This window comes from Bradyrhizobium sp. Ken64 (assembly GCF_055807555.1).
In genome coordinates this window covers 532,223-547,579 of sequence record NZ_JBVVPA010000002.1, presented here as the reverse complement: position 1 = coordinate 547,579, position 15,357 = coordinate 532,223, and the positions used below count along the sequence as shown (strand labels likewise).

The window sequence follows — 15,357 nt, the reverse complement described above, 5'->3', positions numbered from 1 at the left end:
AACAATCAATTTCAGGAGGCGTCCGTGATTCCAAAGAGCGCTCCTTTTGCAATGGCCGTTGCCCTCATGCTCGCATGGGGCGGCGTCGCGCGCGCTGACGACTACAAGCCCAGCGAATATCTCGGCCTCGACCTTTCGAAGGCAGTGTTGTCGCCGAAGCGGCTCGGGCCCGAAACCCAATTCGCGCCGGTCGCTCTGGAGGCGCGCGGCGGCAACGAGGCGCAGGCGCGCGCCGTGCCGGTCGACGTGCCGAAGAAAGTCGCCGCCGAACGCGTGCGCGTGTCGGAGCCGAAGGTTGCGCACGCCAAGCCCGCGCAGCCGCGCGGCGCGGCACGCACCAAGCTCGCGCATCGCCACGGCAATCCGCTCGACGCGCAGGCGATGGACACCCGCATCCAGACCTGGCCGTGTCGCAGCGGGGGCATCTGCAACTGGAAGCATTAGCTTAGTTCCGAGCCGTCATCCGCACGTCGCAAAACCGTAGACCCGCGGTCAAGAAACCGTAAGCCGGGGGTCAAACGACGCAGGCACCTTCCGTCGCTAGTCGACGAAGGTTTCCTGAATGGTAGCGCTCCGCGCCTCGCGCGCCTGGACCCGGCGGCAATTCCTGGTCCGTTCCACCTCGAGCCTCGCCGTTGCCGCGCTCGCAACGCCACATCTCAGCCGCGCCGCTGATCGTCCGCAGATCGCAGGCGGCATCCAGTCCGGCGACGTCTCGGATGGCTCCGCCGTGATCTGGGCGCGCGCCGACCGGCCGGCGCGGATGCAGGTGGACTATTCGACCGTGGAAAGCTTCAAGACCGTCATCGCGTCGGCTTCGCGCGATGCGTTGCCCGAAGCCGACTTCGCCTCAAAGCTGCTGCTGAATGATCTGCCTCCCGGGCAGGACATCTTCTATCGCGTGCGCTTCGACGACATCGCGACCGGCATCGCTGGCGAAAGCCGCATCGGCCATTTCCGCACTGCGCCGGGTGCCGGCCGGTCGATCTCGTTCCTATGGTCCGGCGATACCGCGGGGCAGGGCTGGGGCATCGACACATCCCGCGGCGGCTACCGAAGCTATCGCACCATGCTCGACAATCGCCCGGACTTCTTCATCCACTCCGGCGATCACATCTACGCCGACTGCACGATCCCCTCCGAGCAGAAGCTGCCGAACGGCGAGATCTGGCGCAACATCGTGACCGAGGAGAAATCCGAGGTCGCGCACACGCTGGCGCAGTTCCGCGGCAATTACAAATACAACCATCTCGACCAGCACTTCCGCGCCTTCCACGCCGAGGTGCCGATGTTCGCGCAATGGGACGACCACGAGGTCACCAACGACTGGTCGCCGACCGGCAGCTATGACGCCGCCGGCCATGAGGATGACGGCACGCCCCGCCTGGTCGCGCGCGCCCGCCGCGCCTTCTTCGACTTCATGCCGATCCGCGAGATCGGAGCGCGTAAGGGGCGGGTCTATCGCAAGATCGCCTATGGTCCTTTGCTCGACGTCTTCATGATCGACATGCGCAGCTATCGCGACGAGAGCTGGAACAAGGGCGACGATCACCGCGGCTGGATCCTGGGCGCCGAACAGCTCGCCTGGCTGAAGCGTGAGCTCGCGGCCTCGCGCGCGACCTGGAAGGTGATCGCGGCCGACCTGCCGATCGGCCTGGTCAGCCTCGATGCGGTTGCGCTCGGCAATGGGCCGCCCGACCGGCGCGAGCACGAGATCGCCGACCTTCTCGCGTCCATCAAGCGCGCCGGAATCCGCAACATCGTCTGGCTCACCGCCGACATGCACTACACCGCCGCGCACCATTACGATCCGAACAGGGCGCAATTTAGCGACTTCGAACCGTTCTGGGAGTTCGTCTCGGGGCCCTTGCATGCCGGCACCTGGGGCCCGGGCGAGCTCGACGACACCTTTGGTCCGGTCGCGATGTACCAGAACGGGTGCAGTGAAACGCAGGGCGAAGACCTCGCGCCTTGTTTCGGACTGCAGTTCTTCGGCAAGGTCGACATCGATGGCCGGACCGGCGTGATGACCGTGACGCTGAAGGACGTCGACAATCGGGACCTCTGGTCGGTCGATATCGAGCCGCAGCCGCAGGCGCGTCCAGCCGTGGTGGCGCAGCATTCCTGAGGGACGCTAACCCGATCTTGATTGGCCGCCTTGCGCCTGCCGCGCTATGCTGTCCGTTCCCGCCACCTCTTTTCCATCCCCGAAGAGTCTGCTCACGCAGCATCGCTGCTGGCCTCCGGCGGGCTGAACGATGTCAGGAGCTTTTTCATGGACAATCTCAAGACACAGGGCATCAGCATGCCCAAGCTCGGCCTCGGGACCTTCCGCATGCAGGGCGATGCCTGCCGCGCGGCGGTCGAGAGCGCCCTGTCGATCGGCTATCGCCATATCGATACCGCCGAGATGTACGGCAACGAAGAATCGATCGGCGCGGCGCTCGCCGCGGCCCGGCTGCCGCGGGGCGAGCTGCACGTCACGACCAAGGTCTGGCACGAGAACCTCAGCCCCGACGCCATCCGCCGCGCCTTCGACACCAGCCTGAACAAGCTGCGGCTCGATCATGTCGATCTCTATCTCGTGCACTGGCCGTCCAAGACTGCGAACTGGGGTGCGGTGTTCGAAACGTTGATGCAGCTGAAGGAGGAAGGGCGCACACGGGCGATCGGCGTCGCCAACTTCACCACGGCGCTGCTCAAGATCGCGGTCGAGGACATCAAGGCGCCGATCGCCTGCAATCAGATCGAATATCACGCCATGCTCGATCAATCGAAGGTGCTGGCTTATCTCAATGCCAAATCGATCCCGCTGGTCGCCTATTGCCCGCTGGCACAGGGGCGCGTTGCCTCCGATCCGGTACTGGCCGAGATCGGCGCCAGGCACAATGCAACCGCCGCGCAGGTCGCGCTGAAATGGCTGCTCGACCAAAACGGTGTCGCCGCGATCCCGAAGGCCTCGCGCCGAGAGAGCCAGCAGGCCAATCTCGACGCGCTGAAGATCACGCTCGACGACGCCGACCGCAACAAAATCGCCGCGCTGCCGAAGGACAGGCGCTGCGTCAATCCCGGCTTTGCGCCGGCATGGGACTGACCTCGCCGAACGTTTCGTACACGCAAAGAGATGGCCCCGTGAGGGGCCATCTCCATATTGCGTTGCGCATTAGTCCCAATGATGGCGGTGACCACGCTTGATCACGACGACCCGGTCGCGATGGTGCCAGCCGCGATGCCAGCCGTGATCGCGATGCATGCCGTATTCGGCGCGGGCGCCATACATGCCGTGATGATGACCTCCGCGCTTGATCACCACCGTCTCCGCGCTGGCGAGCGTCGGCAGTGCAACCGCGAGCGCGCCGACAGCGGCAAGCACATAACCAAACTTCTTCATGATGTCCTCCTCCAATGGAATGCAAATCTAAACGGCGCATTCGCGTGAACGTTCCGGAGGAATCGCAGGAGAATTCTGAACGCCTGTTCAGGTGGGTTAATCGCAGCGCTGTTGTGCGGGTGTTGGCGCGCCTGTCGCGACGTATTTGCCGTCCCTGATCGTGTACTCGCCGCGCTCACTGCGATTGTAGATTGCGCGCAAGCTGCCTTGCTTCGAGAGTAGCAGACCGAACTCGCGGGTCTGCTGCAGCAAGGGGAAGTACACCATCACATTGAGCAGACCGTCGGCGTTGACCATCGCCGATACCACTTCGTTTTCGTCCTTGGCCTCGCCGAAATTGCGCCGGTACATCACCCTTCCGTCCTTCCGGATCTCGTAGGTCAAGAGCGCGCCCTTGTCACGGTCGGGCCGGACCGCGCAGTCGATCGCCCATGAGCCGAGCAAGCCCCATTGCTCGACGGTCGCCGCAAGCGACTCGGCACCGGCCGCGGGCGTGAACGCAACCCACAGCACTGCTGCCGCGATCGAGCGGCTCAAACAACGTCCCATGTCCTGAAAGGCCCCATCTGCAAACAATTCCGAAGTGTAGCATCCCGCGCGCGATCGTCCACGCTGACCGCCATTCGCGCGCGAATTTGATCCGCGTCAATGAGGCCGCCCGTTTCACCCGTAGGATGGCGCTCCCGAAGGCGAGATTGGATAGACCGATGCTGAATCAAGTCAGGGATTTCGCGGGCGAGGTGCTGCCGGGGAGCTGTGCCGTGCCGCCTTATTCCGAGACCGCGTTTCTGGCCGAGTTGGGCGACCGCCTGAGGTCCTCGCGCATGCGCTGCGACCTGTCGCGGCGGGAGCTGGCCCGCCGCTCCGGGATTTCCGAGCGCTACATCGCCCAGATCGAGGCCGGCAAGGGCAACGTCTCGATCGTGCTGCTGCTGCGGCTGGCCTCTGCGATCCACGGCAGCCAGCCGCAAGTGGCCTGACGCTTGAGGTGAGCGCGATGGGGCAACTCGTATTGGCAGCCAAGGTCACGCATGTCCCATCGCTGATGCTCTCGGAAAAGCCCGGCAGTCACTTGCGCTCGGCGCGCGAGGCGGCCGTGGACTCCTTGCGCGAGCTCGGGCGGCGGGCGAGATCGCGCGGCGTCACCACTTTCGTGGTGTTCGACACCCACTGGCTCTCCAATTTTGGCTATCACATCAACGCCAACGCGCGGCATCGCGCCTCGTTCACCAGTCACGAGGCGCCGCACATGATTCAGGATCTGAGCTATGATCTGCCGGGCGACACGAGACTCGCCGAAGCAATCGCCGCCGAAGCCGGCGTTGCAGGTCTCGATGTCAACGCGCATCAGGTACCGAGCCTCGGGCTTGAATACGGCACGATCGTGCCGATGCACTACATGAACCCGGACGGCTTCGCGAGGGTGGTTTCGGTTGCCTCGCCGCTGTTCACGTCGTTCGAGGAAAGCCGCACCCTCGGCGAGGCGACGCGCCGTGCCGTCGACAAATCCGGCGAACGGGTTGCGATCCTGGCCAGCGGCTCACTCTCACATCGGCTCTGGCCCAACAAGAAGCTGGGCTCTGAGGCGTGGACGAGCGTTGCCAGCGAGTTCAATCGCCAGGTCGACCTCCGCGTGCTCGAGCTCTGGCAGAGCCGTCGCTACCGCGAATTCCTCGACATGCTTCCGGATTACGCAACCAAGTGCAACGGCGAGGGCGGTATGGCCGACACCATCATGCTGTTCGCCGCGCTTGGCTGGTACGAATACCATGACAGGGCCGAGCAGCTCTGCGAGTACTTTCCGTCATCCGGCAGCGGCCAGGTCAACGTGGAGTTTCACGTCGCGGCATAAGGCGTCGCCCTCACACTGACGCCTTCTCCACATTGGCGCTGCGGGCCGGCACGCCGAACTCGTTGCGGCAGATCTCGGCCAGCACGGCGACGCCCTCGCGGATCTGCTGATGCGAGGGGCTCGCGAAGCACAGCCGCAGTCGCGATCTGGAATGGTTCTTGTCGGTCGACCATTCCGGCCCCGGATTGATCGAGACGCCGGCGGCAAGCGCGGCCTGATACAGCTTCAGCGTATCCACCTGATCGGGCAGCTTGACCCACAGGAAGATGCCGCCCTTCGGCTCCTCGAACTCGGCTGCCGTCCCGAACTGCTCGTTGACGGCTTCCATCAGCGTGTCGAGCTTGGTGCGCAGCGCCTTCGTCAGCGCCGGCACGTGGGTCGAGAAATGCGGCTTGCAATAGGCAGCAAGCACCATCTGCTCCAGTGCGCCGGAGCCGGCGTCCGTCTTCAGCGCCAGCATTCGCGACATTACATCCCAGGGCGCGACGATGAAGCCGACGCGCAGCGCGGGCGCGATCGACTTCGAGAACGAGCCGATATGGATCACGCCGCCGTTCGGGCTCATCGCATGGATCGCCGGCGGCCGCTGTCCTGACCAGACCAGATCGGCATAGCAATCGTCCTCGAAGATGGGCACGCCATAGTCTGCCGACAGCCGCAACAGCTCGGTGCGGCGGCCCTCCGGCATGATGCTGCCGGTCGGGTTCTGCACCGTCGGAATGGTGTAGATGTATTTCGGCCGGATGCCACGGCCCTTGAGGTCGGCCAGCGTCGTGGCAAGCACGTCCATGCGCATGCCGTCCTTGTCGAGGGGAATGCCAACCACGTTGACTCCGAGTCGGGCCAAACGGGTCAGCGAGCCCTGATAGCTATCCTGCTCGAAAATCACGGTATCGCCGCGCGTCAGCAGCGTGGCGTTGACGAGGTCGAGCGCCTGCAGCGAGCCGGAGACGATCAGGAGATCGTCGACCGTGCAGTTGATGCCGGCATCGCGCTTGAGTTTCGTCACCAGGAATTCGCGCAAGGGCAGATAGCCTTGGGGACCATGTGCCAGCCCGTAAGTGGCAAGCGAGCGGCCTTCGCGTTGCAGAGCGAGGTTAGCCGCCTCGATCAGATGATCGAGCGGCAGTTGCTCGGAGTCGTTGTTGCCGCCGACAAAACTGTATTTGGCGAGGCCCGTCCAGCGCGCAGAGGGGGCCGGCAGCCCTGCGGGAAACAGGGGCGCAAAATCGAAGCTGGACGTCATGGGGGCGTTCCTCGTTCTATTCTTTCTTGTCAGGCTGCCCGCCTTGCGCCGGTCAGTCGTGCTTCTTGCTTACTTCTTGCCGACCGTTCGGGTCGGACGGCCCTGGCTGATGAAAGCGTAATGCGCATTGGCGACGCCGCCAACCATCAAGGCCTCGACAGCAGGCTCGGCGATCTCGCTTGTTGCAGCCCAATCGACGAGAAAGTTGGCTCCGGTCCCGCCGCGTACGTCGTCGGTCGGAATGAAGATCGAGACGGTGGCGAGGGGCTTCAACGCGACGGGCGCCTTCAGATAGCTCTCGACCTGCTTGCCTGCGGTGTCGAAATAGCCGATGCGTTTGACCACCAGGGCTTGCGTCTCGGAGGCGTTGTGCACGCTCAAGGTCACCGAGAAGTCGACGCGCAGTTTGCCCTGGCTCATCGCGACGCTGGAATAGGCGGGCACGTAGAAGCCGCCGGAGACGGCAAGTTCTTCCTTCGGCAGTGCGGTGAGGGAATCGGCAAAGCTTTGTTCGATATTGACCTTGGATTGAGCGGCTGCCGGTACGGAGGAGGCGAGGGGGCATAGCAGCATTGCAATGGCGAGCCCCATCCGCATGTGACGAATTGCTCGCTTGCCGCGCCGCACTCGATCACTAGGGTGCGGCAAAACGGACCAATCTGGCATGCACGAGCTCATTCGCGACATCACTCTCTGTATCCTGTTTGCCTGGATGCTGGGCCTGCTTGCCCACTTTTCCAGGCAACCGTTGATCCTGGCCTATCTTATCGCCGGGTTCTGCATAGGTCCATTTGGCGCCGGCTGGGTCAAGTCGCAGGAATCGATCAGCGTCATCTCCGAGCTCGGCCTGATCTTCATGCTGTTCATGATCGGCCTGGAGATCGACCTGAAGAAGATCGTGCGGGCCGGAAAGGTCATCCTGTTCGCGGCGGGCGGCCAGCTCCTCGGCGGCTGCGTGCTCGGGGTGCTGTTCTTCGCCGGCATCGGCCTATCGCTCGGGGGCGGACAGTTCGACGCGGTTTACCTCTGTGTCGCCTGCGCGCTGTCGAGCACCGTCATCATCGTCAAGGTGCTCTACGAGAAGCGCGAGCTCGACACGCTGCCGGGCCGCATCACCCTCGGCGTGCTGGTGCTCCAGGACATCTTCGCCATCCTGTTTCTGGCGGTGCAGCCGAGCCTTGCCAATCTGGAAATCAGCGTCATCCTGCTCTCGATCGGCCGCGTCGCGGTGCTGGTCGCCGCCGCACTGCTGGTGAGCCGCTACGTGCTGCCGCGCCTGTTTCACCAGATCGCCCGCCGCCCCGAGCTGATCCTGCTCGGCGCGCTCGCCTGGTGCTTCCTGGTCGCCGAGACCGCCGAGCGGCTGTCGCTGTCGCGCGAGATGGGCGCCCTGATCGCCGGCGTCTCGCTCTCGACCTTTCCCTACGCGCTCGACGTCACGGCCAAGGTCACCACGCTTCGCGATTTCTTCATCACGCTGTTCTTCGTCGCGCTCGGCATGACCATTCCGGTGCCCGGCCTCTCCGTGATCGGGCTTGCCCTGATGATCGCGGCGTTCACGGTGGTGAGCCGCCTCGTCACCACCTTCGCCCCGCTCTATCTGATGAAACAGGGCCTGCGCGCCAGCCTGTTGCCGGCCCTGAATCTCGCGCAGATCTCCGAGTTCTCGCTGGTGGTGATCCAGACCGGCGTCGCCGACCACCACATCGCAGCCGAGACGGCGAATGCGGCCTCCTTCGCCTTCGTGGTGCTGGCGGTGCTCTCGACCTTTGTGATGACCCGCAGCGACGAAATCACCCGCTGGGCGATCGGCCCCCTGAAGCGGATTGGCCTGCGCGATCTCGACCACGGCAACGGTCATGGCGAGGAAGGGCACGAAGGCCATGGCGAGGCCCGCCGCATCGTCATCCTCGGCTTTTTCCGTGCGGCGAGCGCGCTGCTGGCCGAGATCGAACGGCAGGCACCGGTGCTGCTCGAGCAGATCACCGTAATCGACTTCAATCCCAATGTGTACCAGACGCTGCTTTCGCGCGGCCTGCACGTGGTCTATGGCGATATCAGCAGCGCCGACACGCTGCTCCATGCCGGCGTGGGCAAGTCCGAGATGATCATCCTCAGCGTCCCGGATGCGCTTCTGAAGGGGGCCAGCAACGAGAAGCTGGTCCGCCATGTCCGCACCCTCAACCCGACCGCCATGATCATTGCCACGGCCGATCTGTTGTCGGATGTGGGCGAACTCTACGCCGCTGGCGCCAGCTATGTCACCGTGACCCGGCTCAGCGACGCCCATGAGCTGTTCACGGTGATCGAGGCCGCTCAAGCCGGCCTGTTGGCCGACAAGCGTGCCGAGCTCGATCAGCGGCTCGGCGAGCGGCGCGAAGTGCTGCCCTGACCGCGCCCCGGCCGGCTTCTCAACGGGCTTCTCCGCGCCCATATCCCTGGTATGCCCGGTGCAAGCCGCCCGTCGGGCAGGGCTGCGGTCCGGCATATGTGGTTGCGCCGGGGACACTAGCGCCCCGGCCCAAGTCCGGCTAAGCCTCCGGGCCATAACCGTCAGAGATTGGGAAATGCCGGATAACGTCCAGGAAGTCTTGCAGGCCTTTGCCCGGGGTGAGCTCGTGGTCGTCACCGACGACGATGATCGCGAGGGCGAGGGCGATCTGATCGTCGCCGCCTCGTTCTGCACCGCCGAGAAGATGGCGTTCATCATCCGCCACACCTCCGGCATCGTTTGCGCGCCGATCACGACCGAAGATGCGCGCCGCCTGCGGCTCGATCCGATGGTGGCCCACAACGATTCAGCGCACACTACCGCATTCACGGTCTCGATCGACTACAAGCCCGACGGCGGCACCGGCATCTCGGCCGAGGAGCGCGCCTCGTGCTGCCGCGCGCTGTCCAATCCCAACGCCGGCGCCAACGACTTCGCCCGTCCCGGCCACATCTTCCCGCTGATCGCCAAGGACGGCGGCGTGTTGCTGCGCTCCGGCCATACCGAGGCCGCGGTCGACCTGTGCAAGCTCTCCGGCCTGCCGCCGGTCGGCGTCATCAGCGAGTTGATGAACGACGACGGCAGCGTGATGAAAGGCGAGCAGGTCGCCCGCTTCGCCGCCCAGCACAAGCTCAAGCACGTCACCATCGCCGACATGATCGCCTATCGCCAGGTGCGCGAGAAGCTGATCGAGCGGGTCTCGACCTTCGTCACCGAGAGCCCGATCGGGCCGCTGCAGGGCTATGCCTACCGCTCGCCGTTCGATTCCATCGCCCACGTCGCCTTCGTCTACAACGGCGTCGGCGACGGCAAGAACGTCCTGACACGCTTCCACAAGCCCAACATCGTCAAGGACATCTTCACCGGCCACAAGCGCATGGCGGCGGTGCTCGAGCACTTCAAGAAATCCGGCCGTGGCGTTCTGGTCTATCTGCGCGACGGTGCGGCCGGTGTCCCCGTGGCGCCGCTGCCCGATGAGAGCGCGACCGAGGCTGACCGCAACCGGCAGTGGCGCGAAGTCGGCGTCGGTGCACAGATCCTGCGCGATCTCGGCGTCACCTCGATCCGGCATCTCACCTCCTCGGTGCACGACTACAAGGGGCTTTCGGGCTTCGGCATCGAGATCGTCGCCAACGAGCTGCTCGAAAGTTAGCGCTGTCATCTCGGGGTGCGCGAAGCGCATCCCCAGAGGCGCCTCGCGGGTCCCCGGGATTCACGCAGACCCGATCATCTGCAACGCAATTGCACTTGTTGCCGCGGCGCTTTACGTTGTCGGGCAAATTTTGACGGAACCAGACGAAAGGACGTTTCATGACCGCGCGCCCTCAGGCCAAGGACAAGCCGGCTTCGGCTTCTTTCCAGTGGGACGATCCGTTCCTGCTCGACGAGCAGCTCACCGAAGACGAGCGCATGGTGCGCGACACCGCGCGCGCCTACGCCCAGGACAAGCTGCTGCCGCGCGTCGCCAAGGCCTATCTCGAAGAGAAGACGGATCGCGAGATCTTCAATGAGATGGGCGAGCTCGGCCTGATCGGCATCACGTTGCCGGAGGAATATGGCTGCGCCAATGCAGGTTATGTCGCCTATGGTCTCGTCGCGCGCGAAATCGAGCGGGTCGATTCCGGCTACCGCTCGATGAACTCGGTGCAGTCCTCGCTGGTGATGTATCCGATCTACGCCTATGGCGACGAAAACCAGCGCAAGAAGTACCTGCCGAAGCTCGCCAGCGGCGAGTGGGTCGGCTGCTTCGGGTTGACCGAGCCTGACGCCGGCTCCGATCCGGCCGGCATGAAAACCCGCGCCGAGAAGGTGTCGGACGGCTATCGCCTGACCGGCAGCAAGATGTGGATCTCGAACGCGCCGATCGCCGACGTGTTCGTGGTCTGGGCCAAGTCGGCCGCGCACGACAACCAGATCCGCGGCTTCGTGCTGGAGAAGGGCATGAAGGGCCTGTCGGCACCGAAGATCGGCGGCAAGCTGTCGCTTCGCGCCTCCATCACCGGCGAGGTCGTGATGGACGGCGTCGTGGTTCCGGAAGACGCGCTGCTGCCCAACGTCTCCGGCCTGAAGGGCCCGTTCGGCTGCCTCAACCGCGCCCGCTACGGCATTTCATGGGGTGTGCTCGGCGCCGCCGAGGACTGCATGCACCGGGCCCGCCAGTACACGCTCGACCGCAAGCAGTTCGGCAAGCCGCTCGCTGCGACCCAGCTCGTGCAGAAGAAGCTCGCGGACATGCAGACCGAGATCGCGCTGGGCCTTCAGGGCTCGCTGCGCGTCGGCCGCCTGATGGACGAGGGCAAGTTCGCGCCCGAGATGATCTCGATCATGAAGCGCAACAATTGCGGCAAGGCGCTCGACATCGCCCGCGTCGCGCGCGACATGCACGGCGGCAACGGCATCTCGATCGAGTATCACGTGATGCGCCACGTCCATAACCTCGAGACCGTCAACACCTACGAGGGCACCCACGACGTCCACGCCCTGATCCTGGGCCGCGCGATCACGGGCATTCAGGCGTTTTTCTGATTACGTTCTCCGTCATTCCGGGGCGATGCGAAGCATCGAACCCGGAATCTCGAGATTCCGGGTTCGCCCTTCGGGCGCCCCGGAATGACGTCAAAGAACAAAGAACAAGCCATGTCCGACAATGACGACGTCCCGTTCAACCGCGACTTTCCGCTGAAGCCCGGCATCGTCGAGGAAGTCCGCCCGGGCGTGCGGCGCGTGCTCTGTAACAATCCGAGCCCGTTCACTTTCACCGGCACGGTCAGCTACATCGTGGGCCGAGGCAACGTCGCGATCATCGATCCCGGTCCGGACGACGAGGCGCATGCGGCGGCGCTGCTCGATGCCGTCAGCGGCGAGACGGTGAGCCATATCTTCGTGACCCACACCCACCGCGACCATTCGCCGAACACCGCGCGGATCAAGCGGGCGACCGGCGCGCCTGTATACGCCGAAGGCCCGCACCGCGCCTCGCGCCCGCGCTTCGAGAGCGAGAAGCACAACCCGGAATCCGGCGCCGACCGCGACTTCGCGCCCGATATCAGGATCGCCCATGGCGACGTGGTCGAAGGAGACGGCTGGCGGTTCGAGGCCGTGGCGACACCCGGTCATACCGCCAATCACCTCGCCTTTGCCTGGCCCGAGCGGAAATTCAACTTCGTCGGCGATCACGTGATGGGGTGGTCGACCTCGATCGTGGCGCCACCCGACGGCTCGATGATCGACTATATGGAATCGCTGGATCGTCTCGCCGCGCGCGAGGAGGATGTGTATTTCTCCGGCCACGGCCCTGAAATTCCGGACGGTCCGCGCTTCGTGCGCTTCCTGATCCGTCACCGCAAGGCGCGCGAGGCCTCCATCCTGCACCGCCTTGCCAAGGGCGAGACCGACATTCCGACCATGGTCCGGGCGATCTATATCGGCATCGATCCGAGGCTCACCACCGCGGCGGGCTACTCCGTGCTGGCGCATCTGGAAGACCTGGTCGCCCGCGGCATGGTGGCGACGGACGGCGATCCCGTGATTGGCGGGACCTATCGGATGGCGGGCTAGTCTCTCGTCATTCCGGGGCGCGCGTTAGCGCGAACCCAGAATCCATTTATCCGCGGATGCTGCGGCCGATGGATTCCGGGTTCGCCGCTTCGCGTCCCCCCGGAATGACAGAACCCTACTTCTTCACCGTCTTCGCCGGCGCCTTCGGCGGCGCCACCGGGGTCTTCTTCACCGGCTTGAGTGCGTCGGCATCGGCGGCGGTGTTGAGGTCGTCGATGAATTTCTTCACGCGCGCGGCGTTGCTGCCGAGGTCGCTCTCGAAATAGCGCGAGGCAGATCGGATATCGACGCGGGAATCCTCGCCGTCGGGCACGACGCGGATCGCGACGTCCTCGCGGAACCCCATGATCGGCGAGCGCGCGACCGCCTCGATGCGGCCGATGCGGCGCGGGGGCTGCGGCGCGCGCTCGTCGATGATCAACCATTTGCGCTTGTTGACCAGCTGAAGCGCGATCGCATAGGCGCGGTCGACTGAAATCTCGAGCTCGATCGGCTCGATATCGGGATAGAAATGTCGCTGCTGCTCGGCCGAATAGAGGCCGGCATACACAGCGGTGTTGGCACCATCGCCGGTGCGCAAGCGGGCCAGTGCGTCGAAGCGCGGCGGGTCGATCGGGTCGGTGGTGATATCGTGGATCGCCGGCAGCTTGCGGTATTGCAGGCCGAGATAAGCGGGATAGGCGAGGATCGCGCCGTCGATCAGGAACGCAAGCAGGATGCGCGCCATGCCGCGCGAGCCGTTCTGCCAGATCGCGGCGAAGCCGGCGAGCCCGAACAGGATCGAGAGCGCCGCAATCCCAAGCCCGCCGAAGAAGGTCGCGAGTGCAGGCTTCATCTCCAGGAAGCCGAACCGGACGATGATGGTCGAGACCACCACCGCCACCACGGCGAACACGGCCAGATTGCGCGCCCAGCTCGCGAGGCTGGACACGGGCTCCGACTGATAGGGAGCGGAAAACCTGCGGGCCATCGGGTGAGCTCTGCCGGGTCTCGGGGACGCTGCCGGCCGATCTGGCACGACTATGGGGCCCGTTGAGACCACGGCCCCGAGGCAAATTCAAGTGTTCCCGGGATGTTACGGCCTGTCATTCCGGGTTCGATGCCATTGGCATCGCCCGGAATGACGGTGTTTGGTTTGGCCGCCTACGCCGCCGCGTTCGGGAAGCGGTATTCCTTGAACTGGTCGCGCAGCGCGGTCTTCAGGATCTTGCCCGTCGCCGTATGCGGGATGCCGTCGACGAAGGCAATGTCGTCGGGCATCCACCATTTGGCGATCTTGCCGTCCATGAACTTCAGGATGTCCTCGCGGCTGGCCTGCTGGCCCTGCTTCAGCTGCACGATCAGCAGCGGACGCTCGTCCCATTTGGGATGAAACACGCCGATCACGGCGGCTTCCGCCACAGCGGGATGGCCGACTGCGAGGTTCTCCAGCTCGATCGAGGAGATCCACTCGCCGCCGGACTTGATCACGTCCTTGGAACGGTCGGTGATCCGCATGTAGCCGGCTTCGTCGATGGTCGCGACGTCGCCGGTGTCGAAGAAGCCGTCCTCGTCGAGGATGTCAGTGTCGACCCGGTAATAGGCCTTGGCGACGGCCGGGCCGGCGACCTTGAGGCGGCCGAAGGTCGTGCCGTCCCACGGCAGTTCCTTGCCGGCATCGTCGGTGATCTTCATCTCGACGGCGAACGGCGCGTAGCCCTGCATCTGGAGCACGTCGAGCCGCGCCTCGCCGGTTGCATTCTGGAACGGCGGCTTCAGCGCCGCGACGCTGCCGATCGGGCTCATCTCGGTCATGCCCCAAGCGTGGCGGACATTCGAGCCCATGTCGAGGAAGGCCTTGATCATCGAGCGCGGCATCGCCGAGCCGCCGCAGATCACCATCTTCAGGTCCGGCAGCTTGAGATTGTTGGCAGTCATGTGCTGGAGCAGCATCAGCCAGACCGTGGGCACGCCGGCGGTATGCGTCACCCTCTCGGTCGAGAGCAGCTCATAGACCGAGGCGCCGTCGAGCTTGGCGCCGGGCATGACGAGCTTGGTGCCCTGCGAGGGCGCGGAGAAGGCGATGCCCCAGCTGTTGGCGTGGAAGAGCGGCACCACGGGAAGCATGGTCTCGGAGGCGCTGGTCCCGAGCGCGTCGACATTGTTGGCCATCAGCGCGTGCAGCACGTTGGAACGATGCGAATACAGCACGCCCTTTGGGTCGCCGGTGGTGCCCGACGTGTAGCACATCGCGGCCGCCGTGTTCTCGTCAAAGTCCTTCCATTTAAACCTGCCGTCGGCCTCCGCAATCCAGTCCTCGTAGGCGACCACGTTCTTCAGCGTCGTCTGCGGCATGTGCGCCTTGTCGGTGAGCACGACGTAGCGTTCCACGCTTGTCAGTTTGTCGGCGATCTTCTCCAGGACCGGAATGAACGTGATGTCGGTCATCACGATGCGGTCCTGCGCATGGTTGATGATCCAGGCGATCTGCTCGGGGAAAAGGCGGGGATTGACGGTATGGCAGATAGCGCCGATCCCCATGATGCCGTACCAGACCTCGAGATGACGCCAGGTGTTCCAGGCGATCGTTGCGACACGGTCGCCGAGCTTGATGCCGTCGCGCTCCAGCATCTGCGAGACCTTGAGCGCGCGCTTGTGGATGTCGACGTAGGTGGTGCGATGGATCGGTCCCTCGACCGAGCGCGTCACGACCTCCTGCTTGCCATGAATCTTGGCAGCGTGTTCGATGATCCTGTGGCAGAGCAGGGGCCAGTCTTGCATCAAACCAAGCATTCCGTCGTTCCTCCGAGAAGCCGCTGGGCGGATTGTCGCTCTCAGCG

General features: G+C 64.6%; 15 protein-coding genes. 9 read left to right on the top strand and 6 right to left on the bottom strand.

Going from position 1 to position 15,357, the window contains the following annotated elements; translation table 11 throughout:
- Positions 1 to 51: 51 nt before the first annotated feature.
- The 3 genes from AC0L2F_RS05695 to AC0L2F_RS05685 all read left to right on the top strand — a co-directional run bounded on the left by AC0L2F_RS05695 (position 52) and on the right by AC0L2F_RS05685 (position 3,094).
- The gene (locus AC0L2F_RS05695) at positions 52 to 444 is read left to right on the top strand and encodes a hypothetical protein (RefSeq protein ID WP_371258311.1); all 393 of its coding nucleotides are present in this window, start codon (positions 52 to 54) and stop codon (positions 442 to 444) included.
- Between the two features lie 118 nt (positions 445 to 562).
- Entirely contained in the window at positions 563 to 2,128 is a 1,566-nt protein-coding gene (locus AC0L2F_RS05690) for an alkaline phosphatase D family protein (protein WP_473247770.1), read from the top strand.
- 147 nt (positions 2,129 to 2,275) lie between these two features.
- The gene (locus tag AC0L2F_RS05685) at positions 2,276 to 3,094 is read left to right on the top strand and encodes an aldo/keto reductase (RefSeq protein ID WP_007607345.1); all 819 of its coding nucleotides are present in this window, start codon (positions 2,276 to 2,278) and stop codon (positions 3,092 to 3,094) included.
- 69 nt (positions 3,095 to 3,163) lie between these two features.
- Here AC0L2F_RS05685 and AC0L2F_RS05680 read toward each other — a convergent pair whose 3' ends face one another.
- Positions 3,164 to 3,391 carry a hypothetical protein gene (locus AC0L2F_RS05680; RefSeq protein ID WP_007607347.1) on the bottom strand — a complete coding sequence of 76 codons (228 nt, stop codon included), beginning with the start codon at positions 3,389 to 3,391 and terminating at the stop codon, positions 3,164 to 3,166.
- A gap of 96 nt (positions 3,392 to 3,487) precedes the next feature.
- Positions 3,488 to 3,940, bottom strand: coding sequence for a hypothetical protein (locus AC0L2F_RS05675; protein WP_007607349.1), 453 nt, complete (start codon positions 3,938 to 3,940; stop codon positions 3,488 to 3,490).
- A gap of 158 nt (positions 3,941 to 4,098) precedes the next feature.
- Between AC0L2F_RS05675 and AC0L2F_RS05670 the strand changes: the two genes are divergently transcribed.
- Both AC0L2F_RS05670 and hpaD read left to right on the top strand, forming a co-directional pair.
- Positions 4,099 to 4,371 carry a helix-turn-helix domain-containing protein gene (locus AC0L2F_RS05670; protein ID WP_007607351.1) on the top strand — a complete coding sequence of 91 codons (273 nt, stop codon included), beginning with the start codon at positions 4,099 to 4,101 and terminating at the stop codon, positions 4,369 to 4,371.
- A gap of 17 nt (positions 4,372 to 4,388) precedes the next feature.
- Positions 4,389 to 5,243, top strand: coding sequence for a 3,4-dihydroxyphenylacetate 2,3-dioxygenase (hpaD, locus tag AC0L2F_RS05665; RefSeq protein ID WP_007607355.1), 855 nt, complete (start codon positions 4,389 to 4,391; stop codon positions 5,241 to 5,243).
- A 10-nt stretch (positions 5,244 to 5,253) separates the two neighbouring features.
- Here the strand turns inward: hpaD and AC0L2F_RS05660 are convergent, their stop codons facing one another.
- A complete protein-coding gene (locus AC0L2F_RS05660) occupies positions 5,254 to 6,489 on the bottom strand; it encodes an aminotransferase-like domain-containing protein (protein ID WP_007607356.1) in 1,236 nt (411 codons plus the stop codon).
- A 69-nt stretch (positions 6,490 to 6,558) separates the two neighbouring features.
- Positions 6,559 to 7,086 (bottom strand): DUF3124 domain-containing protein, encoded by a 528-nt coding sequence (locus AC0L2F_RS05655; protein WP_007607357.1) that lies wholly within the window; start codon positions 7,084 to 7,086, stop codon positions 6,559 to 6,561.
- Between the two features lie 67 nt (positions 7,087 to 7,153).
- On the opposite strand from AC0L2F_RS05655, the gene AC0L2F_RS05650 reads away from it, so the two are divergent.
- The 4 genes from AC0L2F_RS05650 to AC0L2F_RS05635 all read left to right on the top strand — a co-directional run bounded on the left by AC0L2F_RS05650 (position 7,154) and on the right by AC0L2F_RS05635 (position 12,538).
- Positions 7,154 to 8,881: a cation:proton antiporter gene (locus tag AC0L2F_RS05650; protein ID WP_007607358.1), complete on the top strand. Its 1,728-nt coding sequence runs from the start codon at positions 7,154 to 7,156 to the stop codon at positions 8,879 to 8,881.
- A 175-nt stretch (positions 8,882 to 9,056) separates the two neighbouring features.
- Positions 9,057 to 10,133: a 3,4-dihydroxy-2-butanone-4-phosphate synthase gene (gene ribB / locus AC0L2F_RS05645; protein ID WP_007607359.1), complete on the top strand. Its 1,077-nt coding sequence runs from the start codon at positions 9,057 to 9,059 to the stop codon at positions 10,131 to 10,133.
- A gap of 158 nt (positions 10,134 to 10,291) precedes the next feature.
- Positions 10,292 to 11,506: an acyl-CoA dehydrogenase gene (locus AC0L2F_RS05640; RefSeq protein WP_007594720.1), complete on the top strand. Its 1,215-nt coding sequence runs from the start codon at positions 10,292 to 10,294 to the stop codon at positions 11,504 to 11,506.
- Between the two features lie 111 nt (positions 11,507 to 11,617).
- Positions 11,618 to 12,538, top strand: a complete 921-nt coding sequence (locus AC0L2F_RS05635; protein ID WP_473247769.1) for an MBL fold metallo-hydrolase — start codon at positions 11,618 to 11,620, stop codon at positions 12,536 to 12,538.
- 115 nt (positions 12,539 to 12,653) lie between these two features.
- Here AC0L2F_RS05635 and AC0L2F_RS05630 read toward each other — a convergent pair whose 3' ends face one another.
- Together AC0L2F_RS05630 and AC0L2F_RS05625 are read right to left on the bottom strand one after the other, a co-directional pair.
- Positions 12,654 to 13,508, bottom strand: coding sequence for a DUF1499 domain-containing protein (locus AC0L2F_RS05630; RefSeq protein WP_473247768.1), 855 nt, complete (start codon positions 13,506 to 13,508; stop codon positions 12,654 to 12,656).
- A gap of 173 nt (positions 13,509 to 13,681) precedes the next feature.
- Complete coding sequence (locus AC0L2F_RS05625) at positions 13,682 to 15,310, bottom strand: fatty-acid--CoA ligase (RefSeq protein ID WP_473247767.1); 1,629 nt, start codon at positions 15,308 to 15,310, stop codon at positions 13,682 to 13,684.
- Between the last annotated feature and the right edge of the window lie 47 nt (positions 15,311 to 15,357).